Source organism: Methanoregula sp. (assembly GCF_023227875.1).
In the GTDB taxonomy this organism is placed as follows: Archaea; Halobacteriota; Methanomicrobia; order Methanomicrobiales; family Methanospirillaceae; genus Methanoregula.
Genome location: NZ_JALOCH010000014.1, coordinates 43,069 through 68,338, shown reverse-complemented (window position 1 = coordinate 68,338; position 25,270 = coordinate 43,069). Strand labels below are relative to the sequence as shown.

The 25,270-nt window shown below is 58.2% G+C and carries 29 protein-coding genes and 1 pseudogene; 9 read left to right on the top strand and 21 right to left on the bottom strand.

Annotation, left to right across the window (positions count from 1 at the left end):
* Window positions 1-363: 363 nt before the first annotated feature.
* A complete protein-coding gene (gene rnhB / locus M0R30_RS12895; protein WP_292547550.1) occupies window positions 364-1,002 on the bottom strand; it encodes a ribonuclease HII in 639 nt (212 codons plus the stop codon).
* Between the two features lie 54 nt (window positions 1,003-1,056).
* Between rnhB and M0R30_RS12890 the strand changes: the two genes are divergently transcribed.
* Window positions 1,057-1,725, top strand: coding sequence for a TrkA family potassium uptake protein (locus M0R30_RS12890; protein WP_292547547.1), 669 nt, complete (start codon window positions 1,057-1,059; stop codon window positions 1,723-1,725).
* Here the strand turns inward: M0R30_RS12890 and M0R30_RS12885 are convergent.
* From M0R30_RS12885 to hxlB, 6 genes are all read right to left on the bottom strand, one after another.
* A complete protein-coding gene (locus M0R30_RS12885; RefSeq protein ID WP_292547545.1) occupies window positions 1,714-2,910 on the bottom strand; it encodes an NAD(P)/FAD-dependent oxidoreductase in 1,197 nt (398 codons plus the stop codon). The two genes, M0R30_RS12890 and M0R30_RS12885, sit on opposite strands and share 12 nt — an antisense overlap.
* Entirely contained in the window at window positions 2,894-3,076 is a 183-nt protein-coding gene (locus tag M0R30_RS12880) for a 4Fe-4S binding protein (RefSeq protein ID WP_292547543.1), read from the bottom strand. Before M0R30_RS12880 ends, M0R30_RS12885 begins: the two co-directional genes overlap by 17 nt.
* A gap of 94 nt (window positions 3,077-3,170) precedes the next feature.
* The gene (locus M0R30_RS12875) at window positions 3,171-5,177 is read right to left on the bottom strand and encodes a monovalent cation:proton antiporter family protein (protein WP_292547542.1); all 2,007 of its coding nucleotides are present in this window, start codon (window positions 5,175-5,177) and stop codon (window positions 3,171-3,173) included.
* Between the two features lie 128 nt (window positions 5,178-5,305).
* Entirely contained in the window at window positions 5,306-6,436 is a 1,131-nt protein-coding gene (locus tag M0R30_RS12870; RefSeq protein WP_292547539.1) for a PHP-associated domain-containing protein, read from the bottom strand.
* A gap of 87 nt (window positions 6,437-6,523) precedes the next feature.
* Complete coding sequence (locus M0R30_RS12865; protein ID WP_292547537.1) at window positions 6,524-7,609, bottom strand: PAS domain-containing sensor histidine kinase; 1,086 nt, start codon at window positions 7,607-7,609, stop codon at window positions 6,524-6,526.
* A gap of 18 nt (window positions 7,610-7,627) precedes the next feature.
* Window positions 7,628-8,245: a 6-phospho-3-hexuloisomerase gene (gene hxlB, locus M0R30_RS12860; protein ID WP_292547535.1), complete on the bottom strand. Its 618-nt coding sequence runs from the start codon at window positions 8,243-8,245 to the stop codon at window positions 7,628-7,630.
* Window positions 8,246-8,300: 55 nt separating this feature from the next.
* On the opposite strand from hxlB, the gene M0R30_RS12855 reads away from it, so the two are divergent.
* On the top strand, window positions 8,301-9,194 hold the full coding sequence (locus M0R30_RS12855) for a redoxin domain-containing protein (protein ID WP_292547533.1): 894 nt from the start codon (window positions 8,301-8,303) through the stop codon (window positions 9,192-9,194).
* A gap of 55 nt (window positions 9,195-9,249) precedes the next feature.
* Here M0R30_RS12855 and M0R30_RS12850 read toward each other — a convergent pair whose 3' ends face one another.
* From M0R30_RS12850 to M0R30_RS12805, 10 genes are all read right to left on the bottom strand, one after another.
* The gene (locus M0R30_RS12850; RefSeq protein WP_292547531.1) at window positions 9,250-9,747 is read right to left on the bottom strand and encodes a GNAT family N-acetyltransferase; all 498 of its coding nucleotides are present in this window, start codon (window positions 9,745-9,747) and stop codon (window positions 9,250-9,252) included.
* Between the two features lie 87 nt (window positions 9,748-9,834).
* Window positions 9,835-10,590, bottom strand: a complete 756-nt coding sequence (locus M0R30_RS12845; RefSeq protein WP_292547529.1) for a proteasome assembly chaperone family protein — start codon at window positions 10,588-10,590, stop codon at window positions 9,835-9,837.
* Window positions 10,583-10,738, bottom strand: a complete 156-nt coding sequence (locus M0R30_RS12840; RefSeq protein WP_292547527.1) for an RNA-protein complex protein Nop10 — start codon at window positions 10,736-10,738, stop codon at window positions 10,583-10,585. Before M0R30_RS12840 ends, M0R30_RS12845 begins: the two co-directional genes overlap by 8 nt.
* A 3-nt stretch (window positions 10,739-10,741) precedes the next feature.
* Window positions 10,742-11,527, bottom strand: coding sequence for a translation initiation factor IF-2 subunit alpha (locus tag M0R30_RS12835; RefSeq protein ID WP_292547525.1), 786 nt, complete (start codon window positions 11,525-11,527; stop codon window positions 10,742-10,744).
* An 8-nt stretch (window positions 11,528-11,535) separates the two neighbouring features.
* Window positions 11,536-11,724 carry a 30S ribosomal protein S27e gene (locus tag M0R30_RS12830; RefSeq protein WP_292547523.1) on the bottom strand — a complete coding sequence of 63 codons (189 nt, stop codon included), beginning with the start codon at window positions 11,722-11,724 and terminating at the stop codon, window positions 11,536-11,538.
* 5 nt (window positions 11,725-11,729) lie between these two features.
* A complete protein-coding gene (locus tag M0R30_RS12825; RefSeq protein WP_292547521.1) occupies window positions 11,730-12,008 on the bottom strand; it encodes a 50S ribosomal protein L44e in 279 nt (92 codons plus the stop codon).
* Window positions 12,009-12,046: 38 nt separating this feature from the next.
* The gene (locus M0R30_RS12820) at window positions 12,047-12,766 is read right to left on the bottom strand and encodes a hypothetical protein (RefSeq protein ID WP_292547519.1); all 720 of its coding nucleotides are present in this window, start codon (window positions 12,764-12,766) and stop codon (window positions 12,047-12,049) included.
* 10 nt (window positions 12,767-12,776) lie between these two features.
* Window positions 12,777-13,907, bottom strand: coding sequence for a DNA primase catalytic subunit PriS (gene priS / locus M0R30_RS12815; RefSeq protein ID WP_292547516.1), 1,131 nt, complete (start codon window positions 13,905-13,907; stop codon window positions 12,777-12,779).
* Window positions 13,904-15,481 carry a tRNA uridine(34) 5-carboxymethylaminomethyl modification radical SAM/GNAT enzyme Elp3 gene (locus tag M0R30_RS12810; RefSeq protein ID WP_292547514.1) on the bottom strand — a complete coding sequence of 526 codons (1,578 nt, stop codon included), beginning with the start codon at window positions 15,479-15,481 and terminating at the stop codon, window positions 13,904-13,906. The genes priS and M0R30_RS12810 overlap by 4 nt, the downstream gene beginning before the upstream one ends.
* Before the next feature lie 5 nt (window positions 15,482-15,486).
* Window positions 15,487-15,753 (bottom strand): UPF0058 family protein, encoded by a 267-nt coding sequence (locus M0R30_RS12805; protein WP_292547512.1) that lies wholly within the window; start codon window positions 15,751-15,753, stop codon window positions 15,487-15,489.
* A gap of 75 nt (window positions 15,754-15,828) precedes the next feature.
* On the opposite strand from M0R30_RS12805, the gene M0R30_RS12800 reads away from it, so the two are divergent.
* On the top strand, window positions 15,829-16,698 hold the full coding sequence (locus M0R30_RS12800) for an ADP-ribosylglycohydrolase family protein (protein ID WP_292547510.1): 870 nt from the start codon (window positions 15,829-15,831) through the stop codon (window positions 16,696-16,698).
* A gap of 26 nt (window positions 16,699-16,724) precedes the next feature.
* Here the strand turns inward: M0R30_RS12800 and M0R30_RS12795 are convergent, their stop codons facing one another.
* Window positions 16,725-17,171 carry a UPF0179 family protein gene (locus M0R30_RS12795; protein ID WP_292547508.1) on the bottom strand — a complete coding sequence of 149 codons (447 nt, stop codon included), beginning with the start codon at window positions 17,169-17,171 and terminating at the stop codon, window positions 16,725-16,727.
* 11 nt (window positions 17,172-17,182) lie between these two features.
* Window positions 17,183-18,262, bottom strand: a complete 1,080-nt coding sequence (locus M0R30_RS12790) for an NAD(P)-dependent glycerol-1-phosphate dehydrogenase (protein WP_292547506.1) — start codon at window positions 18,260-18,262, stop codon at window positions 17,183-17,185.
* Between the two features lie 11 nt (window positions 18,263-18,273).
* On the opposite strand from M0R30_RS12790, the gene M0R30_RS12785 reads away from it, so the two are divergent.
* Genes M0R30_RS12785 through proS form a run of 3 tightly spaced genes read left to right on the top strand, consistent with a single transcriptional unit; the run spans window position 18,274 to window position 21,148 of the window.
* A complete protein-coding gene (locus tag M0R30_RS12785) occupies window positions 18,274-19,140 on the top strand; it encodes a DUF63 family protein (RefSeq protein WP_292547504.1) in 867 nt (288 codons plus the stop codon).
* Window positions 19,133-19,699 (top strand): stage II sporulation protein M, encoded by a 567-nt coding sequence (locus tag M0R30_RS12780; protein WP_292547502.1) that lies wholly within the window; start codon window positions 19,133-19,135, stop codon window positions 19,697-19,699. Before M0R30_RS12785 ends, M0R30_RS12780 begins: the two co-directional genes overlap by 8 nt.
* A gap of 12 nt (window positions 19,700-19,711) precedes the next feature.
* Window positions 19,712-21,148: a proline--tRNA ligase gene (gene proS, locus M0R30_RS12775; RefSeq protein WP_292547500.1), complete on the top strand. Its 1,437-nt coding sequence runs from the start codon at window positions 19,712-19,714 to the stop codon at window positions 21,146-21,148.
* A 159-nt stretch (window positions 21,149-21,307) separates the two neighbouring features.
* Here the strand turns inward: proS and M0R30_RS12770 are convergent, their stop codons facing one another.
* Window positions 21,308-21,844 (bottom strand): hypothetical protein, encoded by a 537-nt coding sequence (locus M0R30_RS12770; protein WP_292547498.1) that lies wholly within the window; start codon window positions 21,842-21,844, stop codon window positions 21,308-21,310.
* 165 nt (window positions 21,845-22,009) lie between these two features.
* Window positions 22,010-22,795, bottom strand: a pseudogene (locus M0R30_RS12765) (ion transporter).
* A 219-nt stretch (window positions 22,796-23,014) separates the two neighbouring features.
* Between M0R30_RS12765 and M0R30_RS12760 the strand changes: the two are divergent.
* From M0R30_RS12760 to M0R30_RS12750, 3 genes are all read left to right on the top strand, one after another.
* Window positions 23,015-23,290, top strand: a complete 276-nt coding sequence (locus M0R30_RS12760) for an acylphosphatase (protein ID WP_292547496.1) — start codon at window positions 23,015-23,017, stop codon at window positions 23,288-23,290.
* A 55-nt stretch (window positions 23,291-23,345) separates the two neighbouring features.
* Window positions 23,346-23,774: a hypothetical protein gene (locus tag M0R30_RS12755; RefSeq protein WP_292547494.1), complete on the top strand. Its 429-nt coding sequence runs from the start codon at window positions 23,346-23,348 to the stop codon at window positions 23,772-23,774.
* A 105-nt stretch (window positions 23,775-23,879) separates the two neighbouring features.
* Complete coding sequence (locus tag M0R30_RS12750) at window positions 23,880-25,259, top strand: hypothetical protein (RefSeq protein WP_292547492.1); 1,380 nt, start codon at window positions 23,880-23,882, stop codon at window positions 25,257-25,259.
* The last annotated feature ends 11 nt before the right edge of the window (window positions 25,260-25,270 follow it).

Sequence of the window (25,270 nt, the reverse complement as noted above, 5' to 3'; positions counted from 1 at the left end):
GGTCATCAGACCTAGAGGAGGAGAAGAGCCGAAGGCTCTTCGACTTGCGGAGGGTCATCAGACCTAGAGGAGGAGAAGAGCCGAAGGCTCTTCGACTTGCGGAGGGTCATCAGACCTAGAGGAGGAGAAGAGCCGAAGGCTCTTCGACTTGCGGAGGGTCATCAGACCCGACGCAGGAGAAGAATTGCGGAGCGATTCTTCGAGTTGCTGAAGGCCGCAAGGCCTGAAGCTTTGTTTTTACACCCGCAAGAACTGCTGACTACCTGACGGGAAATCTTCTCCTTCTCGCGGTCTGATGCGCACTCAGAACTCGAAGAACCCTTCGGGTTCTTCTCTTTCTCAAGGTCTGATGACCTTTCGGGACTAAAAATCCATCAAACTCTTCTGCGATTTCCGGGCAAGGATCGCACTGACCGTCTTCCAGCTCTTCCGGGCAATGGGGGGCGGGGTCCGGTGCTCATCGATCCAGAGGTTGAGGAACCGGATCGTGACCGGGTCCGAGGGATATCCGCTGCCGATATCCCCGTACTTTTTCGAGAGGGTGACGATCGCCCGGTCGCGGGTCACCTTGGCGATGATGCTTGCCGCGGAGACAACGGGGAATTTTTCATCTGCATGGTGTTCCGAGACAATCTCGCAGTCGCGATCGAGATGGCTCTTCACCATCTCGGCATAGCGGAAGCAGTTGACATCGCATGCATCCACATAGGCGCAGGAGGGGGAGAGTTTATTGATTGCCTGCGCATGGGCACGGGCCACTGCGGCATTCAGGGTCATATCCAGCCGTACCGCATCAACATCCAGCGCATCAAGACGGACGGTTGCAACTTTGCAGCGTTTCTTGATCAGGGTATAGAGCCGTTCCCGCTCTTTTGGCGAGAGGAGCTTCGAGTCCTTCACGCCGAGGTCGTCCAGCGCGTCCTCCGATGGTACGGCAACGGCCGCTATCACCATCGGGCCCAGGACCGAACCCTTGCCCGCCTCGTCAACCCCGCAGATCACATGAACCGGTTGATGCGCAAGATATTTCAATGGCGATGATGGTAACCGGTATTCATGTATATCATCATCGTGGGGCTTGGCGGGATCGGGAGAAACCTCGCCAAAATGGCAGTTGAACATGCACATACGGTCGTCGTCATCGACCAGGACGAGGGCCGGTGCAGCGAGCTGCTGGAGCACTACGATGTCATGGCCGTGACCGGCAATGCCACGGACAAGACTGTCCTTGAGGAGGCAGGTATCGACCGGGCCGATGCCCTGATCGCGACCACGAGCGACGACTCGGTCAACCTGATGACCTGCTGGCTGGCAAAGAAGTTCCGGGTCCCCAACGTCGTTGCCATCGTCAACCAGTCCTCCCACTCCGATTTCTTCAAGGAAGTGGGCGTCCGCATCAGCGAGAACCCCGACGAACTCGTGGCCGCCCGCCTCTATTACTGGACCCAGAACCCGCAGCTCCAGCAGCTCGCATCGATCCCCGGCGGGACGATCTTCGAGATCGTGGCAGAAGCCGGTGCGCCGATCGTCAGCCACGAGATCCGCGAGCTCAAGGTGAAGGACTTCGTCTTCATCGCGATCCGCAGGGTCGGGGGCGAACTGATCATCCCCAGCGGCAACGTCCGGATCCAGCCCGGCGATATCTTCACGGTATTCACGAAAAAAGAGGCAGAGGACGACTGCCTGCGGCTCCTCAACAAGCAGCTCAAAAAATCAGCGGAGTGAGGCCGCAAGGGCCCCAAGCTCCAGCATCAGTTTAGGGTTCACCCGAATAATCTCTTTTACCAGGTTGAGGGTAGTGAACTCCGTCATATTGATCTTCGAGACCGAGTGGATGATCTCGTTGAGTTTGGTATCGGGCTGTTTGATTAGATATTCCTTGATGTGGTAATTGCGTTCGATCGCCTTGCCCATCTTGGAGGCACGCCACGTCTTGTCATAGACCATGAGTGCCTTCTTCGAGACATCGCCTTTCCCGATGCAGTCTGCGGCGGTCTCCGCTGCAAGTTTACCGGTATACATGGCATTATAGATACCGCCACCCGTCAGGGGATCAACGACACGGGCTGCATCGCCGGTGATGATGAGGCCGTCCGCAACAGTACACTCAAGCGGCCGGCAGACCGATACACCACCAGGGATGTACTCGATGGTCCTGCCGTGGGGGAAGGTCTTCTTGACAAACGCGTCAAGATAGTCCTTTGCCCGGTGGCCTGCGCCGCTCTTCCTGCCGGAGATGCCGATCCCGACATTTGCCGTGTTCTTGCCCTTCGGGAAGACCCAGAGATAGCCTTCCGGTGCCACCTCATTACCTAAGTAGAAGACCGTGGAGTTCGCGTCGATCTCGATACCGGTCATCACGTACTGGACCGAGCTCATGATCTCGCGAACCGGGACCGTCGTATCGATCCCGCACCATTTCGAGAACTTCGACTCCACGCCATCGGCTGCGATAACGACTTCGGCGCGGACGTTCGTGACCTTGCCGCAGAAGTCTACCTTCGCACCCTTGACAACACCGTTCTCGATGATGGGCACCGCTGCACGGGACTTCACCGCAACATCCGCACCCGCCTCGGCCGCCTTCCAGACCAGCTCACGGTCGAAGAACTTCCTGTCGAGAACATAGCCAACCTTGCTGCCGGCCATCTGTGAAGAGAGTTGCATCACAAAGCCATCCGGGGCAACGATGGTCGCACCGGTCATCTCCGCAGAGATCCAGCGGGGGTCGGGCTCGATAAACTCCTGGAGAGCTTCCTTGCCTATCCCTTCCGCACAGCGGACCGGGGCGCCGATTGCCGGGCGCTTCTCGACAATACATGCCGAGAGCCCTTTCTCAACAGCGGTCTTTGCCGCGAGCGCTCCCGCAGGCCCACCACCGATGACGAGGACGTCATACTTGCTTTTCATTGACAACCTCCAGTGCGCCGAGCGGGCAGACCTTTGCGCAGACACCACAGCTGGTGCAGTTCTCTTCAACGGAAAGGTACGCATCGATCAGTTCAAGGGCGCCTTCCGGGCAGACCGATACGCAACATCCGCAGTATCCACAGATATCGCGATGTACTTTAAGCATTGACTGATCATGTTGGTTTCATCTTCCATTAATATTTACGATTGAAAGAGAGGGGAGCATTAAAAAGGGTATGACGGGGTGAACGGGAAACGGATCAGTCCGGGCGCAAGAAGAGGGCCGCACCTTTCGCAAGATCCTCAGGGGATGCATAGATGATGGCAATATCCCCTGCAAGGAGTTCTGTCTCGCCGCCCAGGGAGGTTATCGTTTCGGTCCCCCGCTGGATGGCCAGGATAAGGAGGTTTGTCCGTTTCCGCAGGTTATACCCTCCAAGCGTTATGCCGTCAAGCGCTGAACCAGGTTCAATCGTAAGGGAGGTGATAGTGATATGGGGGATGTGCCGGACAAGATCGGGAAGCGACCCCTGCATTCCGCTCTGGCTGCGGAGCACCTTGTAGCCGTCGGCCCTGACCTCATAGATGAACGTCTCGATCTGGTCCTTTGGCACGAAATACTTGTTCAGCACGACCGTAAAGATCTCGATCGAGGTCTCGAACTCCTCGGCAATCACCTCATTGGCGCCGAGAGCCTGCAGGTCCTTTACCTCGCTGACGTACCGCGTCCGCACGATAATGGAGAGTGACGGGTTGAGCCGGCGGCAGAGAGCAACGATCTTCCGGGTCGCCACCGGGTCATTGATCGCAACAACGGCGATCCGGGCCACCGGGATGCCTCCATGGTTCAGCACCCCGTCAGAGGTTGCATCGCCGAACACCACGGATTCACCTTCGTTCCGTGCGGCCTTGACAAGATCGGGGTTGAGCTCGATGATGGAATAGACAATACCGGACCTTGACGCAGTACGGGCAAGGTTCCTGCCGGTTATACCGTACCCGATAATGACCAGGTGATCACGCCGGGACGGGGCCTTCCCGTTCTCTTCATTGCCGCATGTACCCTGCACTATACGGGAAAGGGCCGGCACACTGCAGAGCCACCCGGTGACCGGCTGGCCGATACCGATCACAAAGGGGGTGACTGCCATGGTCATCAGGGCAACGATGAGGAACATCTGGTAGATTCCTGATGGCAGGATGCCGGTGGAAAAACCGCTCTGGGCAATAATGAACGAGAACTCTCCCACCTGGGCCAAAGCCACCCCTGCCATAACGGCAGTCCGCAGGGGGTAACCGAGAGCAAGGGGCGCAGCAGTGGCGATCAGGGCTTTTGCAACAATGGCGATGACGATCAGGAATATGACGACCCAGAGATTTGCCGCCAGGAACCGGATATCGACAAGCATGCCGACCGAGATGAAGAAGAAGCTCGTGAAGATATCGCGGAACGGCAACACGAGGCTCGATGCCTGGTGGCTGTACTCCGAACCCGATATGATCAGCCCCGCAAGCAGGGCACCGATCGCAAGGGAGATCCCGGTGAACGAGACCAGCCATGCAACGCCAAAACAGGTCAGGATGACAACAAGGAGGAAGAGTTCATGGTTGCGGGTCTTGGCGATCTCGTGCATGAGCCGGGGGATGACCCATTTTGCCAGGACAATGAGAATGAGCACGATGATGAGGTCATAGATGATCAGATTGATGAGGGCTTCACCGGAGAGGAAGGGAGTAGATTCCAGCTGGGGGATGCTTGCGAGGAATGGGATCGCCATGATCATGGGGATCGCCATGAGGTCCTGGAAGATGAGGATGGCCAGCGCAATGCTGCCGTGCGGGGAATCCATCTCCCCTCTCTGGTGAAGGAGCTTTAGGACGATGGCTGTACTGGACAGGGAGAATAAAAATCCCATCAGGATCGCTTGGTTCACCGGGAGCCCCATGCTGATGGCAAGGCCACCGAAGAACGCAAACGAGAGCGCGACCTGGATTGCACCCCCCAGGATCGCGATGAAGCGTATCCGCCAGAGGTCCTTGAACGAGAACTCAAGGCCGATGGTGAAGAGCAGCAGGATGATACCCAGCTCCGCCAGATTTGCTACCTGCTCCTGGCCCTGGATGATGGAGAACCCGTACGGGCCGACGATTGCCCCGGTCAGGATGAAGGCAACGAGAGGGGGGACTTTGATCTTATTGAAGATCATCCCGACAACGAGCGCAACGGCAAAGACTACCAGGATATTGGCGATCAGTCCGAGTTCCACGGGTATCTCCTCCTGAGTACTAATAGTGGGCTGGCAGGAAAAAGGATATTCCTGAGCAGCGGGAGTAACAATCAGCCCCCCAATGACTCAGGGAATAATAATGGTATACTGGGTTTAGGGTTGGCAGTTCAACCGGCCTCTATAAGCGAGAACGTGCCGTACTTCCCGCCGCCGCCCGGGTGCAGGGTGATGGTACCGTTCCGCAGCGCATCGATGGCATCCGCCACCTTCGGGTGTACGGCCCGGATCTCTGCAACGGGCACATCAAGCAGGACCGCGATCTCGTTTCCGAACGTCTCGATGAACAAGGCATAGATCGCCTTGCACTTCTTCGTGTTCGGGGATGAGGCGCCCTCCATGGTCTGGATGATCTGGGAAAGCGGGATGACCCGGAGATAGGGCGGGCGGGGACGAGCCTCGCTGCCATGCGCCAGCTCCTTTGCCCGGTCGGACACGCCCTTCTTGATAATACCGCCATCAGACGGGCATCTCCACTGGAGTCGGGTTGCGTCCTCAAGGGAATACTGCGTGTAGCACCGGGTACAGGCCGTACGGTTATACTTCCCTTCTTCCGGGAAGAACCCTGCGTTCATCTCGATCGCTCGCTTCGTTATGCCGGCGAGCACGTCCTTTGCGGTGCGATGGTCAAGCCGGATCCGGTTGAACTCCCGGCCGAGCTTGTCCGGGTACGGGCTGTGGGCATCCGAATTGGTGAGGAAAGGGATGTCGTAGAGGTCAGGGATGGCCGCACCATAAGAACTATCGGCAGAGAGGCCAAGTTCGAGGAAGTCGATCTTCGCAGTCCCATAGCAGGCCGGAACGGAGTCAAAGTACGCATACATCGCGGTCCACGGGGTGAAGGCATGCGCCGGGCCGACAAGGGCACCGACATCGTGTGCGGCATTTGCGATCTCCTCACCACTCAGGTATACGTGGGGCCGGCCGCTGGTTGTAAAACTCTTGCACGTCCCTGCCAGCAGGTCGCGGAGCTGGTCGAACTGGGCGAGGTCCTGTGCAAGGATGACGTGGTGGACACGGCACTTGTCCTCGATCTCTCCCTGCGGGACGACAACGATACCGGCATCATTCTCAAGGAACGGTTTCCACCGGTCCTGCCAGTCCGGCTGGAGGGCGTCACCCGTGCCGAGCACCTGGATGCCCTTCGTCACGCAGCCCTTGAGGAGCTGCTCCGGCTGCATGAAGCGGGAGACGGCAATCGAGTACGGCGAATGGATGTGGAGGTCGGCAGTGACGGCCATGGATGGTAACAACATTGCGTTTCACGGGATATAATGCTCCGCATCCGGACAGGTTGGAGGGGGGCACCAGGTCCTGCCATCACCTTATCAATGGTGCCGGAAGCGGTACGCTCCTTTTGGCACCCGTACCTCGAACCGGACTCCTTTACCGGCTTCCCCGTTCTCGCTGATAACAATACCCGTGATCAGGAGGATCTCCCGCGAGAGGAAAAGGCCGAGGCCGGTATTCTTCCCAAAACCTTTCTGGAAGAGCCTTTTCCGGTCCTCCGCCGTGATTCCCACACCGTCGTCATGGTACACGAGCACCAGCCCGTCAGCGGACTCGGTGTACGTGAATTCCATCCGGGTAACGTGGTCCCCGTGACGGAGGGAGTTCTCCATGAGGTTATAGAACACTTTCTCTACGAGCGGGTCGGCATAGATCTCCAGTCCGGCAACATGGAGATCGATGGTGATCCCGTGGGGCCTGAGCTGCTGGATCGAGGTGGCGATGGTCTTCTCCACGTCATGCCACTCGGCAGCCGTCATGCCGATGTCCTGGTAGAACCGGGTGAACTCGATCTGCCGCTGGATGGCGGTTGCGGCACTCTCTTCTTTTTTCAGGTAGCCGAGAAGTTCAGGGTCTTTCGTCTTCATCTTCATGAGCTCGATATACCCGTTCAGCCCCATGAGCTGGTTCAGGATGTCATGGCGGGTGATGCTGTTGAGGATATTGAGTTTCCTGTTCGCTTCGCGGAACGCCTCTTCCACCAGTCTCCGGTCGGTGACGTCGAGGAACGTGGCAATGAACTGGTCGCCAAGGATAATGCCCGAGATCTCCTCGATCCGTTCATCCCCGTTCTTGCAGGTGACCCGGTATTCCCGCGGCAGGATATCCGTCCCTTCCAGCACGGCCCTCTTCATATCCGCATCCCAGGTCTCCATCGCCCATGCCCGGTAGGCTGCATCGGGGTATGCCTGCACCCACCATTCCTGCAGGGTGTGCATATCCTCCGGGGTATAGCCGAACATCCGGGAGAACCGATCGTTCATGTAGACCAGGACGCCCTCCGCATCCACGATGCAGAACGGGACGGGGATGACACGGAGCAGGGTCCGGTACCGCTCCTCGCTGTCGCGGAGCGCATCGTCGGCGCCTTTCCGGTTGGCGGGATCGCGGTCCGTTGGAACCATGTCGTTAATCCACCTGATTTAATCCACGTTCAGGAGCCGCCCTTTCAGTGCCCCGGCTCCTTCTTTCTTTGCTTCCATCAGCGCAGAGATGACGGCATCGGAGAAGATCAGGGCCATCGTCTCAAAGAGGGTACCCAGCGGGGCAAAGGCTGCCGATATCGACCGGTACTGCCCGGTCACCTGGCGTTCCTCGAACGTGGATGTGTCGCCACGGTAATAGCCGGTGAGGTCCCCGAGGTTCACGACGCAGTCCGCGACCCGGCTCATCGTCGAGTCCGGTGATGCGGTGATGAGGCAGACGCTACCCCCGAGGTCCCTGACCGTATTCGCAAACGTGACAATCGAGTGCGTCTCTCCCGATCCCGAGAAGACCACGAGGGCATCGCCGGGCTGCAACGCAGGTGTTATTGTCTCCCCGACAACGTACACGTCAAAGCCCAGGTGCAGCATCCTCATGGCAAATGCCCGGGCAATGAGCCCGGACCGGCCGGCGCCGGCCACATAGACCCGTTTTGCGGTCAGCATCCGCTGGAAGAATAAGGATGTCTCGGCCTTTTCGAGCATTGCGGCGGTCTTCTTTATGGACTCTGCCATCTGTTCCATGAAGAGCGGTATATCGGAAAATTCTTCGGTCATTTTACTATTGGGATGTTGTATAGCGTCTGATATGAGGGTATCGGTGTGCGCAGGGATGCCAGCGGACCGCGGCAGGGAATGGCTTGGGGATACCCTGTCATGGGGGGTCGGACGGGTACAGTTGTCCGCATGCACCGGCCGGGCCAGCCGGGGAATCCCGGTATGCGGGGGCAGGTTTCCGGGGAGATGGGGGGCCGGCATTGCCGGCCGGAACGGTCGCGGGCTGGAAATTTTTTACCGGCAACACCAGATTGCCCCTGCCCGACCCCCCCTCACCGTTTCCGGAATATCCGGCTTTTTTTGGTATTTTTACGAGGAAAAACTGGATCCCGAGAGCAACCTTATGGATGAGGGGGTCGGGCAGGGGCAGGTTTTGTCGCGGGCGGGATCACGCAAGCGTACGGGTCCACGAACCGGCCCGGCCACGATGCAAAACCTCATCCCCTCCCGCCACCAGAACACCAGTACAGGTGACCATATGACACAGAACACGATGGCACAGACCGGGGATAGTGCACGGAACTTCTCGCTAAAAGACCAGAATGATGTGACCTTCGATCTCTATGAGCAGGCAGGGAAACGCGTGCTCCTCTCCTTCCACCCGCTTGCCTGGACCGAGTTCTGCGCTGCACAGATGAGATCACTCGAGCACAACCGGGAACAGCTCCTTTCACTCAACTGCGTGCCGGTCGGTATCAGTGTCGATTCCGTTCCCTGCAAGAAGGCATGGGCAGGGAGTCTTGGGATCACAAAGACCCCGCTCCTCTGCGACTTCTGGCCCCATGGGGCGGTTGCGGAGAAGTACGGGATCTTCCGGGACGCGAACGGGTTCTCCGAGCGGGCGAATATCATTGTTGACGAGAAGCAGCGGATTGTGTTCGTGAAGATCTACCCGGTGCACTCGGTGCCGGATATTGAGGAGATCATCGCATTCATGCAGAAGGGATAGTCCTGGCGGAAAATCCGGAGCAGACAGAATGGATTTCCTCGTTCTTCTTTCCTGATTACTGGAGAAGCAGCATCATATTCGGGACAGGTACGAAACCGGTCTGTTCATACAAGGGGCGCCCGGCATCACTGGCAAAAAGGTATAAACGTTTGATCCCCTGACTTCGGCAATAGTCTGCCGCTGCCCGGGTAATATGACTGGCATGATGCTGGTGCCGGCACTCTTTTTCCGTATAGATGCTGTGAAGAAATGCGACCCGGCACGAGAGGTCATAGGGGACCGGCACATACGGCAGGATACTGATCGCACCGCTTGCAACAATCCGGTTTCCGGCCTCTGCGACCCATGAAATACAGGTCCCGGTATTGAACTCACGGGCCAGTTTCCCTGCATACTCTTTCTCCAGTACTGCCATTCCGGACGGGTCCGGGAAAGTACCGTTCCGTTCCTGGATCTCTTCGAACATCTGCCGGTGATGGATTGCCAGCCGGGGGATGTCCTCTTTAAAAGCAAGCCGTATGCAGGATTTCCCGGCATCGCTTATATCGACCATATCCCAATCCCTGCCATAACACATAATCCCAGGAATACCGGGTAGAGATCAAAAGAAGAATATCATTCCGGTCCTACAGGACCGGCATCACCCGATATAGTTCAGTTCCTCGTCCTTCCCCTTCTCGCTCTCGACCATGCTCTCGATCGCCTTCTCCATCTCGGCAGCACGGTCGTTCAGCTTCGTGGGATCAACCGGGACATCGATCAGTTTCGATAAGATCGCGAGCACATTTGCCGCACTCATCGGGTCCACGAGATACCCGCTCGTCTCGCCCATCAGGCAGACCGCATCGATACCCCGCTGTGCGGAGAGGCCGAGGATGAGACCTGCGGCACCGATGATGCCGCCACCCGGTTCGTCCCGGTCGAAGGTGACACCGGCCGCCATGACTTCCTCGCGGAGATCGATACGGTTGACCGCACCAAGCACCCGGGGCCCGTTGACGAGGTGCCCCACGCCAAAGCCGCCGAGCGTGTAGATCCGCTTCACCTTAAGCTCCTCGGCAATATCGCAGTAACAATCGGCGAGGAGATAGTGCCCCTCGTTGGAGGTGCTCTGGTGGTCACCGACAAGGAAGATAATGTCCTTTCCTCCGGACTGGTAGAGGAAGAGCTCGTTTCTCGCGAGCCGGACCAGCCCGTTCTCCTCAAGTATCACCTGGGGTGGGAAGTAGAGCGAGTGGATCTCTCCGATCTTCTCGGCTTCGAGGATATGGATCATATACTCGGCAACCAGTTTTCCCACCTGGCCGATACCGGGCAGGCCCTCGATAAGGATCGGATTGTCCAGTTTTTTATCCGTAAAACTGTCGAGGTACCGGACGGTGATGTCCTCAATCATGGTGGGCCAGCCTGCGGTAGGTGCCGTACTTGTCTTCAGGAGAGAATTTTGCCGGGTGTGCGACAGCAGTCGGCCTGCCGCATTCGGGACAGGTTAAAGAAAGGGTATAGATATGATCTGCCGGGCAGTGCCGGATACGACCGCTCATCAGTTACTTCCCGGATTTCGGTTTCTTGACGAGCTTGCCCTCGCCACCGGCTTTTTCCACGACAGCAATAGCGGCATTAGCGGACTTCTCGATCGCTTTCTCCGCGGCCTTGTAATCCGGTGCCTTCACCTTGATCCGGTACGTGGGTGCACCGAGGTATAACAGTTCGACCTCCGCACCCGCACTCTTCGAGGCACTTGCCTTCTCAAGTGCCTTCCGGATCACTTCAACGCCATCCGGGCGGGTCGACTCAAGGGTCAGGTGCCCGGTCACCTCGACATGGGGCACCTTCACGCTCTCCTGCGCCACGCGGAGGAGGACCTCGGTCACTTTCTTTGAGTACCCGAGTTTCTTGAGCGTGGTCTCAGGGTCGATGACAATATCCTCAAAGACCGGGTAAAATGCCCCGTACTTCTTGTAGATGACGTCCTCGATCGCGGCCAGGGGTTCCCCGGTCTGTTCCGCAACAAACCCGAGCCACTTCTGGGCCTTGGACTCGTTCTTCCACTCGCGGATCTTCTCGCGGCGCTGGTGCTCGTTGACGTCCTTTAAGGAAAGGTCGATGTGGCCACGGCTCCGGTCCACATTGAGGACTTTGCAGACGATCTTCTGGCCCTCGCGGATGTGGTCACGGATGTACTTGATCCAGCCCGTGGCGATTTCAGAGATGGGGATGAGCCCCTGGCGGCCACTGTATTCGTCGAGCGATACGAAGGCTACGAAATCCTTGACGTTCTCGACCGTGCAGACGACCAGTTCTGCTTCCTGTGGCCACTCCCTGTCCGCCATAGGTGGTGTCACTTGAGCTCTGAGACGATCTCAGCCTTAATGTTCGCACGACCCCCGGCAGGGGTGGAGAGCTCGCTGCCGCAGACAACGCACTTGACAACGGTGCTGGCCTTCTCAAAGACGACCTGCTCGTTCTCGCAGTCTGGGCACTTTACCTTGAAAAATTTGGACCGGTTTTCCCTAATTGTGCTTACCATAACGCTCACTCCGTCAGTTCGAATTTTGCGACACGGTAACCCTTGCGCAGGTGCGCCTTTCCGCAGGTGACACAGCGGTACCGGACATTGATCTTCTTTGTGGGCTTGTCGCCACCGGGCACTTTCGAGAACTTGCCCATGTTGCCTACTCTGCCTCTCCGCGCTTTCTGGCGGTCGATCCAGTGGAGGCCGGTCGTTTTGCCCTTCTTTACCTTCTCAACCTCGTGCACCTGGTGATTCCTGCAGAAGGGGCAGTAAGTTGTAAATTTTGCTGGCATTTTCATAAAATTTTCACCGATAATCCTGATGTAGAATACCTATATTATTTACAGAGATTGATATTTAAGACTATGTTGCGTTCGCTCAGAACCGCAGCATTCCGCTCGGGAAGCGTCACTATATCTCCTTTTGAGAGGGTATAAATTCTCCCATCCACACCCATGAACGCCTCCATGTCCTCAAGCACCCGTACAAGGGCGCAGGGATGGATGATCGGCGCTGCGACGGTTCCCCCTGCGACAGGGAGCGGTTGCGGGGCCGGCGCGGCCGGTTCGTCTGTATCCGGCAGCGGCCCGCACTCCCCGCCCTCGTCGTCGTTCATGTCTGGCACGGCATCGGATGCAGCCGCCACAGCTGACGGCAGGGTACGGGTCAGGAGCCGGGTCTGCGGCAGGTTCTGGAGGAGGATCCCCTTGGACTGCTCGATGCCTGCCGTGATCTGCTCGAACATCTCCCGCTCGGCCGGGATCATCCGCTTTACTTCCTCGCGGTCGTAATAGTTCCCCTCGGCATGCATCACGGCGAGGGCGAGGATCTTGCGGGTCCGGATGGAGAAGAGGTCGTGGAGGGTCTCCCGGATCGAGAGGGTCTCGTCGATCAGGGAGCGGGCCTCGTCCGAGAACGGGTCCTCGAAGGCGTAGACCTTCTTCGTGATGGCCGCGAGCTCGGCGTGCCCCTTCTCGAAGATATCGGGGGCAACGGACGTGAGCCTCCCTGTCTCCCGCTCGGACAGGAGGATGCTGCGCAGGTCGTCAAGATTCATGGTGCTGGCCTCAGGCAATCTCTGCTATGCCGCGACAGCAGAGGAACACGGCTGCCGCTTCCGGTACTGTAGTGATGCCCTTTTGGATCTCATAAGTGCTTCCGAGCATCGACATCCTGAGCGGGAACTTTGCGTCCACCTTCACGTCCCTCATCCCGAACACGACCGCATCGGTGAGCGGGTCGAAGTCGTGGAGCTCGCGGAGCTCGAGCGGCTGGACCCGCATCCCGCTCCCGCCGTGGAGGGAGGTCGGCATCCTGATCAGCCGTTTCGTATCGGTCGTGACCGGTTCATCGGCAAGGGCGGCCCGGGACAGGAGCCGTTTTTTAAATTCTCCTTCCTGCTGGGCAACGATAATGCCGAGTACGCGGTTCTTCAGGATCATGCCGGACGGGCGGCGTCCGATCTCCGCGATGATCTCTTCCCGGTTGTTCAGGAACGTAGCAGCCGAGTCCTTCCCGATCCCCTCAATTGCCGTAAGGTGTGCCATTGCCTCGGGTTCCGGCTGGGTCCCGATCCACCCGAGATATTCGGTGAGCGCCTCGCGGTACCTCTTCGGCCACCCGGGGGCAGCAGTCAGCTTGCCCGAGAGCATTGCCGGGGGGTCGATCCCGATACCGCAGACATAGTCGATCAATTCACGGCGCTCGGCGCTCCCCCAGCCCCGGAACGCGATGTCCTTGACATGGACATGGTATCCCCGGCCACCCGAGAAGACCAGCTCGATCGACTTTGGGTCCATGCCGAACTCACCGATCAGCATTGCAATAAGTTTCTCCGTCTCCTCCTTGACCCGGGCGAGCATCTGGTCGTACGGGCCCCGCACGATGTGGTCGGCGTCAAGATCGAAGATCAGGTCGGCGCCGCACCAGCCCTTGTCTGCCATGGTCCCGGCATCGGGTTTCTCGTAATAGGCAGTCGAGTAGTAGGCGTGCTGGGGGATGAGGTTCTGGATGTAGCCGGCCAGCTCGTCCCTGCTGGAAAAGCCGATGTGACGCCGCATGCGCATCTCGGCCCCGCCCGGGTTGAACAGGACAAAACCCCATTCACGCTGCACGAGGGACGAGGGCGATACGAGGACAGTCTTCTTGTAATACTCCGTAAACCGCTGGCGGATGAATTCTGTCGTGGCCGGGTTCATGGTAACCCCTTAACCATATAGGGCCCTTTACGTTCATAGCCCTGCCTGCGGTAATAGGGTCGTACACCGATGCCGCTCATGATGGCGAGGTTGTTGTACCCCGCTCCTGCTACAATCTCTTCGGCCTTTGAGAGGAGCACCCTGCCATAGTTCCGGTGCTGCCATTCGTCCGTATCGGCGTCCACACCGACCGGGACAAGGCTGCCGTATACGTGCAGCTCCCGCAGGAGCGCTGCACCGTCAAGCTCGGGACGATATACCTGCGAGGGGAACCGGAGCCGGGCAAACCCGATCAGGGAGTCCCCGGATACTGCCGATATGAAGTACTCCTGGCCGCCGCACGCCTCGTACTGCAGGACCTGGACTTCGGTTTCCTCAAGCGAGGGGAGACGACCGATCTCCCGGCAGCGGATGCACCGGCAGCGTTTTCCGAGTTTTTTCAGCCGGTTCTGGGCAAGCTGGCGGAAGTTGGAATGCTTTGAGCCGGCTACGATCAGGTTCGCCGGGATGTCACGCTGGATCCGCTGGAGCCGGGTGAACTCCGGTATAAGCAACTTCCCGTACGCGATCAGATCCACAAGTTCAGCCTCACCATACGGGGAGTAGCCGCCGCGCTGCCAGAGGTCTTCGATCTCCGAGCCCGGAGTGACGAGCGTGGGGTAGATCTTCAGGAAGTCCGGCTTGAACCTCGGGTCAGAGAAGATTGTCTCGAACATCACTCTGTCGGACTCGATCGAGGATGAGGGGAGGTTCGGCATCATGTGGAACCCGACTTTCAGGCCCGCATCGCGGAGGAGGGTGTTGACCTCCACGGTATCCGCGACCGTACATCCGCGCCGGTTGTACGTGAGAATCGCATCGTCCGTGTGCTGGACACCAAGTTCCACTTTCGTGACGCCAAGGGAGAGCATCCGGTCGATATGTTCCCGCCGACACCAGTCGGGACGGGTCTCGAACGTGATTGCCACGCAGCGGACCTCCGAGGTCTCGTTCGCCGCTTCGACATCGGGAACCGGTACCGGCTGCGGGGCCGGGGCACCCCCCGGGTACGTGTTCATCGCCTCGATGCACCGGGAGACAAACGCCTCCTGGTACTCCACCGGCCGGGCGGTCATCGTCCCGCCCATTACGATCAGCTCTACCTTGTCCACGCGGTGGCCGAGAACCTCGAACTGTTCGAGACGGGCATGCACCTGCCGGAACGGGTCATACTCATGCTCCCGGGCACGTTTTGCTGCAGGCTCCTCTCCCGTGTAACTCTGCGGGGAATGGAACGGGTGGTCCGGCCCGCCCGGGCAGGGCAGGCACTTCCCGTGGGGGCAGGGGGCAGGGGAGGTCATTACAGCAACCGGAGCTACACCTGACAGTGTCCGGCTCGGCTTGACGAGCAGGATCTTCCGCAGGCTCTCCCGTTCCTCCGGTCGTGCCACGGCAAGGATTGCCGAGTTCTTCGGTACCGCATGCAGGGAATATTTCCGGCAGATCTCGATCTTGGCCGCAATGACAGAGTCATCACCGGGGGGCAGGGTGAGGATGCGGGAGATCATCTCCCGGAGCACCAGTGCCTCATCCATAAAGGTTAATGTTCGGCTGCAACTTTCAGGGATGCAGTCTCAGAAGAATAGTTCACCACATGCACGGGGCGGTGGTGGATATGGGTTACAATCTCATCTCCAAGCGTGAGGAGGGCATCCTTGTGGGCTTTCTTGTCCTTGTGGATATGGACCGGCGAAATTGCCATGGAATTGTAGCGTTCGGTTCCGATCTCTTCACTGGTGACGCCCTCATAGTACTTCTTGATGTGGATCATCAGCATGTGTAAATGCAGCAACTCTTCCTTTTGCACACTATCACCTTTTCCAAAATGATCCTTTTTTCGTGGGACAGATATATCTTATTGGTGAGGTTTATATCAGGAACAATGCGGCACGTGGGATCGCTGGTTGGGCTCGCAATTGGGGACGCGTTGGGTGCGCCACTTGAAGGATCTCGAAAACCTGAAGTCTGGCTGGCTCAAATGCGGCCCGGAGGGCGCCATTTCCGGAAGAAAGGTGAAGTCACGGACGATACGCTGCAGGCCATGGCAGTTGCGGAATCGCTCGCTTCATGCGGATGCTTTGACCCGGATGACCTCGTTACGCGGTTATTCCGGGGATATATTCAACGCCCGGAATGGTATGGTCCGACATCCTCTGCGTTTTTCGATCTGATCGGATCCGGCACCCTGCCGCACCATGCCGCATATCGAGTGCACCAGCGCAGGCATGGCAGCCGGTCCAACGGGAGCGTGATGCGGGGCTTCCCCCTTGGGATCTTCTGTCCCGCACCGCAGGTTTATGAGCTCAGCTTAACCTGCTCGCGGCTCACGCATTACGACCCGGTTGGTGGCCACTGCTCCGCATTCCTGAACGTGATGGTGAGCGATATGGTGCGGGGGTCTTCACGCGGTGCGGCGTTCCGGCACGCCCGGTCGCTCTGTACACATCCGGAGGTACACACGGTTCTCGGCAATTACCGGAATTATTCTATAATACCGGGACTCGATGCGGTGCAGTGTTCGCACGCGGCGCTCTCCTGTTTCATGGAGTCGCGGACGTTCGAACATGCAGTCCTCTCGGCAGTGAATCTTGGCGGAGACGCGGACACGGTCGGCGCCTGCTGCGGTGCACTTGCCGGAGCATACCGGGGGCTCGCCGCCATACCGGAGCGGTGGTGCCGCGATGTCGAGGGTTACGAATCGCTGGTGCTGCTGGCGGAACGCGTGTGGAAGAGAACACGTTCCCTCCCATAATCTTTTACAAAAAAGCTCGCGGGAAATTATGCCGGCTTGATCTCCACCAGTTTCAGGGCCCGGCCCTTCTCGCAGATGTCCGGGGCATTGCCCAGCACATCCACCACGATATACTTCTCCCCGTCCGTTACCCCTTCAGGACGGCAGAGGTCAAAACTCCGGCAGTCATGCTTGTTGCACGAGAACTCCGGCTTGATCTTCGAGTTGATGATCGCCATCTCCGGGCTGATCAGGAGGGTGATCGGGGCTTCTGTCACCTCGACCGCAGTTGCACCGTTGAGGTGGACAGCACACTCGTGGTGCGTTGTCCGGACAGAGACGATCCGGTACTTCCGGCCCTTCTGGAGGTTGTGGCAGGCCTTCTTCACCTTGCAGGTCCCGCAGTCCGCAACTTCACCTTCGTAGATGAACTCCGTGCCCTGCTTTGCAAGCACCGTCCCCACCAGTGTCACTTTCGTCTTTGTTTCTGCCATATGCGACCGCCTCACTCTGAATAGAGCATCTGCACGAGGCTCTCTGCCGATTCCCGTGTCAGCCCCATGTCGAATATGGTAAAGCGCTCGGGACGGATATCCTTTGCCATCAGGAGCGCCTCGACGGCTATAGCGTCGTCGATCCCGACTTCCGCGGGGGTCACCGGTGCGCCGATGCTCCTTAAGGACGCACGGATCCCCTTCCAATCCCCGCCGTGCAGGTACATGGAGATGATGGTGCCGATCCCGCAGCTCTCCCCGTGGAGTGCCTTGCCGGGGGCGAGCCGGTCAAGAGCATGGGAGAATTTGTGCTCCCCGCCGCTCGCCGGTCGTGATGACCCGGCAATACTCATCGCCACCCCGCTGGAGACCAGCGCCTTTGTTACAAACCACGCTGACTGCTCCTGGTGGGGTTTGATCAGGTCCGCGTTCTTCACCAGGATCTCCGCGGTCATCTTCGAGAGCGCGATCGCATATTCGCTCACGGGTTCACCTTTTACCCGGCTTGCAAGCTCCCAGTCGAGGATCGCGGTATAATTCGAGATAACGTCCGCACATCCCGCGGCAAGGAGCCGGTGGGGAGCGGCGGCGATGATGCCGGTGTCAGCAACGATCGCCATCGGAGGTTGGGCTTCCAGCGAGGAATGCCCGCCTTCAAGGGAGACCGAGGCGCGTGCAGAGGCGATGCCATCGTGCGATGCTGCAGTAGGAATAGAGATGAACGGGCGGTCGAGGTTGTAGGAGACGATCTTCGCGGTATCGATCACCCGGCCGCCTCCAACGCCCATCAGGAAATCGGCGTCCGCTGCCGCCTTCTCGGCGGCCTTGATCACCGGCAGGCTGATCTCCTCGGCAAAGAACGGTGTCACGTCACAGATCTTTGCGAGGATCTCCTTCACCCGGTTACCGGCCAGGCCCATCGTGCTCTTCCCGGAGATCATGAGCGCAGTCTTCCCGAGTTTTAAGTCTTCGCAGACCGCAGGCAGCTGGCCGAACACGTCGTGGCCGATCACCACGTCGCGGGGCATCTGCATCCATCGGGACTTGTCAAAGACCTTCTCTTTGAGTAATTTTATTGCATCTGCGCTCATTGTGATCATGGATGATTAGTGATTTCATATACAAATATTACATCGATCCCATACGGCTCGGGCAGCCCTATAACGTAGTCGATACGCTCACCTACGCCCTTATCCTTGTAATCGGCGTTTATTTACTCTACCGCTGGCTGACGACGTCAACGTGGCTCTCCGATATCGGCTTTAAGATCGACGCGACATTCATCCTCTCCACGCTCCCCTACGTGGTCCTGGGCGGCGTCATGCGGGTGATCGAGGACACCGGCATGATCACCGGCGATTTCAAGTATCTCCTCATCACCCCGCTCATCTACTTCGTCCTCTTCTTCTATACGATCAGCATCCTCTTCCTGTCCCGGTACCTTACGCTCAAGGGGTTGACCAGCCACTTCCTCACTTTTTATTTCTGGGCCGGTGTCCTGACCGTCTTTGTCGCGTCACTCGTCCTTGTTGCATGGAGCACAACCCATTACGGCATTGACCTCTTCGTCTTCTTCGCCATCCTTCTCATGGCACTGGTCGCCACCGGTCTTGTCTGGTCGTTCATGAAATACGTCTGCCGGTGGGAATATGTCCGCGACCCGCTCTACATCACCCTGCTCTTTGGCCAGCTCCTTGATGCCAGCGCCACGAGTTTCGGCATCGAACTCCACCCGACCCTCCAGTACCTGGAGCAGCATGTCGTGGGATCGGGCCTGATCAATCTCACGGGCACGGCATTCGTGATGTATCCCTTAAAACTCGTGGTCCTCTTCCCGGCCATCTATGTCATGGAATTATACCGCAGGGAGGCGAACACGGCGTTCTGGCACCTTGTGCTCCTCGCGATGATCGTGGTGGGGTTCGCCCCGGGCATCCGGGACATGGTGCGGATGGTCCTGTATGTCTAATTCACCGCTGGCGAATGCACTGATCATCATCCTCCTCCTTTTCATGACGACGATGTGCGTCGGGTGGATCGGGTCGGCGCAGAACCCGGCGGTGGGTGAACAGCTCATGGAACTGTTCGAGAAAGAAGTCGCAGGGCAGTTCTCCACGGGGGATACCCTCGACATGTGCGTAAAACTCTTTTTGAACAATCTCGGCGCCTGCATTCTCCTCTTCCTTGGCGGTGCTTCGTTTGGGATCCTGACGATCTTCATCATGAGCCTGAACGGGATTGTGATCGGGGCGATCATGGAGATCGTCCACGAGACGCACTCTGCCCTCTTCGTTGCTGCCGCACTCGTCCCGCACGGGATCTTCGAGATCCCCGCGTTTATCATCGCGGGGGCGCTCGGTGTCCTGCTCGCCCAGTCCCTGATCGCGGAATGGTACGGCGAGACGGATACCGGGGCGGAGGTAACACGATTCGCCCGGCTTTTCATCCTTTATGTCCTCCCGCTGGTTGCCATTGCCGCGTGTGTCGAGGCTTTTATTACGCCGGTGGTCATATCTCTAGTAGCTTAAGAGGACGCTTAAATGGACGATGATACAGGCACCCTGCCGCCAAAGCAGGACTTTTCCGGGTGGTATAATGACATTCTCTGGCGGGCAGAGATCATGGATGTCCGCTACCCCGTCAAGGGACTCTATGTCTGGTACCCGTACGGGTTTGCGATCCGCAAATTCGTGTACAACGGGCTCCGGGACCTCCTCGACCGCGACCACCAGGAAACACTCTTCCCGCTCCTGATCCCCGAACAGGAGTTCATGAAGGAGGCCGAGCACATCAAGGGCTTCGAGAACGAGGTCTACTGGGTGACCCACGGGGGCACAACCCCTCTTGATGTCAAACTCGCCCTCAGGCCCACGAGCGAGACCGCGATCTACCCGATGTACGCACTCTGGCTCCGTTCCCATGCCGACTTGCCGATGAGGTACTACCAGATCGTGAATACGTTCCGGTACGAGACCAAGCAGACCCGGCCGCTGATCCGGCTCCGCGAGATCACCTCGTTCATGGAGTCCCACACGGTGCATGCCACGTGGGACGAGGCAGAAGCACAGGTGGAGTACGAGCTGGCCCTGACAAAAGAGTTCTATGACGGGCTCTGCATCCCCGTCACCATATCGAAGCGCCCGGACTGGGACAAGTTCCCGGGTGCCGATTACACGATTGCCGTAGACGCGATCATGCCGGGCGGGAAGACACTCCAGATCGGAACCGTCCACCACCTAGGTACGCACTTCTCGAAGACCTTCTCCATCAATTACGAGGACAAGAACGGCGAGCAGCAGCTGGCGAACCAGACCTGTTACGGGATCTCGGAACGGTGCATCGCCACCCTCATCAGCATACACGGCGATGACAAGGGTCTCATCCTCCCGCCGGCTGTAGCACCGGTCCAGGCAGTCATCGTCCCGATCACGATCGGGAAACGACACGAGGATGTGCTCGCGGCTGCGCAGAAACTGGAAGCCGACCTGAAGGCGGCCGGCTTCCGGGTGAAGATGGACACCCGCGACATGCGGCCCGGTGCGAAATACTACTGGTGGGAGCTCCGGGGCGTACCGCTCCGGCTTGAACTGGGCCCGAGAGACCTTGACGGGGGGAAAGTGATGGCCGTGAAGCGGACGGGGGAGAAGAGTTCCCTCGAACTCGCGACTGTCTGCGATGGTGTTTCCCGGGTACTCGGTGAGATCACGGCCGCGGTCCGTGAGAAAGCCGATGAGCACACGAAGTCGCACCTCTGCCCTGTTGATTCGATGGACACGCTCAACGCAGCGCTCAACGATGGAAAGGTTGGGGTCGTCCACTGGTGCCGAGAACGGGGTTGTGGCGATGCAATCGAGGAAATGGCGAACTCGAGTATCCTCGGCACTGAGGTCCGTTCTCCCTACGTTGCGTCAACGGACGGGAAGTGCATTGTCTGCGGGAAACCCGGCAAGGCAACGCTTGTAGGCCGGACGTACTGATCATTTCCCTGCTGAATGCTGAACCCGTTCAGCAATGAATATAACAACCCTCTTTTCCGGTACAGTTCAATCCCGTTAATTCAGGTCACGCCTCGCTGTAACCGCAGTGTCTGAAGAGGCTTATTGATACAAAAAAGGTGGAACGACCGCCAGTCTGTATTACAGAGGCGTAAGAACATTATTCGTCTCGACAATGGTCGAAGGGGCGAGACGCCGGAAGGTCAGGGGGGCACCCTGGGCGGTCCTGACAACAATGGTGACCATCCGGTTCGCGGGGAGGTACGCCCATGGGTTAATCTTTATGATAAACTGCTCCTTGTCCTCAAGCCGGTTATTGACATTGCCGATCTCATCGGCCACGTACAGGATCCCCCACTCACCCCGGGAAGGATCGCCCCGGAAGCCTTCAACCGGGACAAGGGTTTCCGTCTTTATGGTGTCGGCATAAACGATGGAGATCTTCTCCATGTCAACGGGTGCTTCACCCGGGACAAGTCCCACGGCGAAGGTGATGGTATCGATCGTCCCCCCCGGCAGGCCATCGCCGGCCACGTCACCAACGGTGACCAGCACCTGGCCCGGCTGGATACTGTCTTTTGGCGGAAGTGCCTGATCCGGGGCTTCTTCATCCGTGCATCCGGCAGTAAGGACAAGGACGACCACAATACCGATCATGAGAAGGTACTGCCACTTCACTACCAGGACCACCAGCCTATATATTGCGGATAAAGTGGGGACCGAATCTTATAAAAACACTTGCACCGGCGAACATTTGGACGTGCTGTTCCTCTCGTAAAGCAGCCGGAAAGCATTTCTATCCAAACAGTCCGGGAAACAGCCCCACACTCCCGCGAGTGGGGATCATGTCCCTTTTGGCGGCTTCCCCCTCATATGCTGCTCGATCCGTTCCAGCCGGATCTGCAGCTGTTCGTTCTGCCGGTTCTGTTCCCGTAGGGCTTCCCGGATGTCTGCAAGATCGCTGCTTCCCGTGCCAGTTACCTCACCATGTTCGGGAACATCGTCAGTATCCGGTGCAAGGAGCTTGTTCGCAATAAAACCGGCAAGGGTACCGAAGAGGCCGACACCCATGGTCATCACGAGGATACCAACCAGCCGTCCCATGGTAGTCACCGGGTACCGGTCACCATAGCCCACGGTCGTGATGGTGACGTAGACCCACCACATTGCATCGGATGCGGACTGGATGTTGGCATCGGGCGCTGAACGCTCAGCCATGAGCACGAGAAATGCGCCGCTCTCGATGACGAGCATCACGCAGAAGATGACGATCTAGAGCACGCTCTCTGCACGGTGCTTTTTGAGCTGGCTGAAGATGTTCCGGCCACCGTACCGGTTGAGGAGCCGGTAGGCCTTGAAGATCCGGAAGAGCCGCAGGATACGCAGGGCGGGAATGCTCGCGAGGAGGTCTGCCCATCCCCAGTCCATATAGAAATAGTGTCTCTTCGATTCGGCTGTGAACAGCCGGAACAAGAAATCCGCAAGGAAGATGATCGTGAGGAAGAAGTTGATCACCTCGATGACGTGGATGGCATCCCCATCGATACCGGGGATCCATGTGACCAGGAGGTTACAAACCGACAGGACGGAGACGAGGATGATGAAGATCTCGTAGCCGGGATCCTTCATATCCCGCATCCCGGGGTTTGCAGTCATCCCTTCATCAACAGGCACATCTCCGCTCATCGTTCATTGGTATTCCGGTGCCGGAATTTAAAAGGGGATTGGATCCGGATCGCACGGGAAATGATCTCAGAGAAATTTTCGGGAGATTCGCGGCCATGGGATACGGGCGATCACAAGGTAATTTGCCAAGGTTTAAGACGGCCGGTTTCCACAAAATAGATTATGGAGAGGATCACGGCCGTTGCCCGGGGAAGGGTGCAGGGTGTGGGATACCGGCACTTCGTCGAGGAATGCGCCCAGGCCACTGGGGTGCACGGGTACGTGAAGAACCTGCCTGACGGCACCGTGGAGATGGTAGCCGAGAGTTCCCTTGCCTCGCTTGCGGACTTCATCCGGTTCGCCCACGCACGGGAAAACCCGGTGATCCATGTAGACGAGATCGCAGTCACCCCGGGCCAGGCAACGGGAGAATACCGGGGCTTCCGGGTCGAATGGTGACCCTGTCGACCACAAACCTGATCACCCCCCTCCCCAAAAATTTCTGTGAGAGGTTATGGCAACAAAGACGTGGAGTATACATCCTGCCAGGAATGCTTTTCTTCTCCTCCTGCTGGTCTGTTCAGTTGCTGTTACGATAGTTGCCGCTGCCGGCCCGGGTAACATGTCGATAGCGATCGCACCGGAGCCGGACCTCAACGTCACCAATTACTCGTTCTCGGATACGGAGTTGACAGAGGATATCGTGATAACACCGACGCCGGTTACGATCATCCGGGCAGAACTGACCGCAGAGACACTCCCCGGCCCACGATACATGGCCTTCGGGCCCAGTACCATCGACCTATCCATCGACCCGCGACTGCTCGCAGTGTGCTTCGCGATCGTCATCGCAGGTATCGTGGTTTGGTTCGTTATCCGGAGGAAACGCGGTGGGAACAACAGGGAAACCGCGGAAGAACCTGAAGAGAAGAAGAAGGATTGAGATCCCGCCGTTGCAGTTCTGGAAGACTACGGAGGCCGGTCCCCCGTGGGGGCAATTTACCATTTTCCTTTTTAGGGGGCCGCGTTACCCCGGTTTTATTACCTGATGCAGGATAACGATAGTATACCAGGTGACGCGGCGATGGGCCGGGACGACGAATTCAACGAACCATACCTGCCCGCACGGTACAGGCAGAAAGTGCTGGAGAAGCAACGGCATCGCAGGGTAAAGAAGATCCTCACTGCAGCAATAATTATCGCGATCATTGCAGTGATCATCTGTTTCCTTGCAGGGTTCCTGAACACCGGTCCACAGGAAGCTTCGCTTTCCCATACAGTGCCTGCCGTCACCACCATACCACCGGCCACCGTTGCCACACCATCACCCGCAGGTGTCACCAGTACTGCACAGAACACGGATACCCCTCCTGCCCCATCGGGGGAATACACGATTGCAGCCGGTGTCCCGGCCACGGCCATCAGAGGAGCACTCTCGCTCGATGGTGCCGTTGCCGCCCTCAGGGACTATTATCCTGCGGATGACTATTCGATAAAAAGCGTGAATTATTCGGCAGGCCCGATCCGCAACCTCTTCGGGTTCACCATAAGGCCGGTTGGAGGTATTGCCAGAACTCCCGACTCAGTAGTCTTTATTGACGCAGCTACCGGGATACCCTACGCCACCCGCCAGGAAACGGTCGCTGTGCCGATGGATAAGGCAAAGGGGATCGCGACCGGTGCTTTTCCGGATGTCCGTGCCAATAACGTAAAGCTCTGGTATTTTGACAGCCCCGATATGGGAGAAGTCTGGATGTTCATCCTCGCCTCCGGGAACATGACGCTGGTCACCGGGAGTGTTGACGCTGCGTCAGGAGAACTCGTTGCATTCACCCACACCATCCCACAATCCGGGAGGCCATCGGAGACGGTTGTCCTGCAGGAGAAGGCCCAGAGCATTGCGGGTCACTACATCAGCGACAAAAACGGCGGGACCCTCCCGCTCAACAAGACCATGGGCCGTTACGAGATCTGGGGCACGCCCTCGGTTCCCGCGGCCGGACAGTACGTCTTTGCATGGGAGCGCCAGTTCCTCGATTACCCGGTCGATACTGATGGGATCGTAGTTGCGGTGGACGCAGTGACGGGCGATGTGGTCGGGTATAACAAGCAGTGGACCACCTCCGACTTTGCGTTCTCCCAGACAATTGAACTGGCCGTTGCCCAAAGGGAGGCCACCTTTGCGGTTATGCAGGAAGCCAAGAAACACTACCCTGATTCCGTGGAAAGCATCCGTATAATTTCTGCAGAGATGCGCTGGAACAACCTCCACGACCCCGGAACAAGCCAGAGACCGGGCAGCGTACCGCTTGAATGGAAGGTTGTATTCGACGATGCCGCAATCAGGGCGGACAACTCGCTTTCGCCCGGTGTTGGCTGGGTCGATATCCAGTCCGGGACAGTGACGGGGATGGAGTACCGGCACTAAAAAGGGATCGT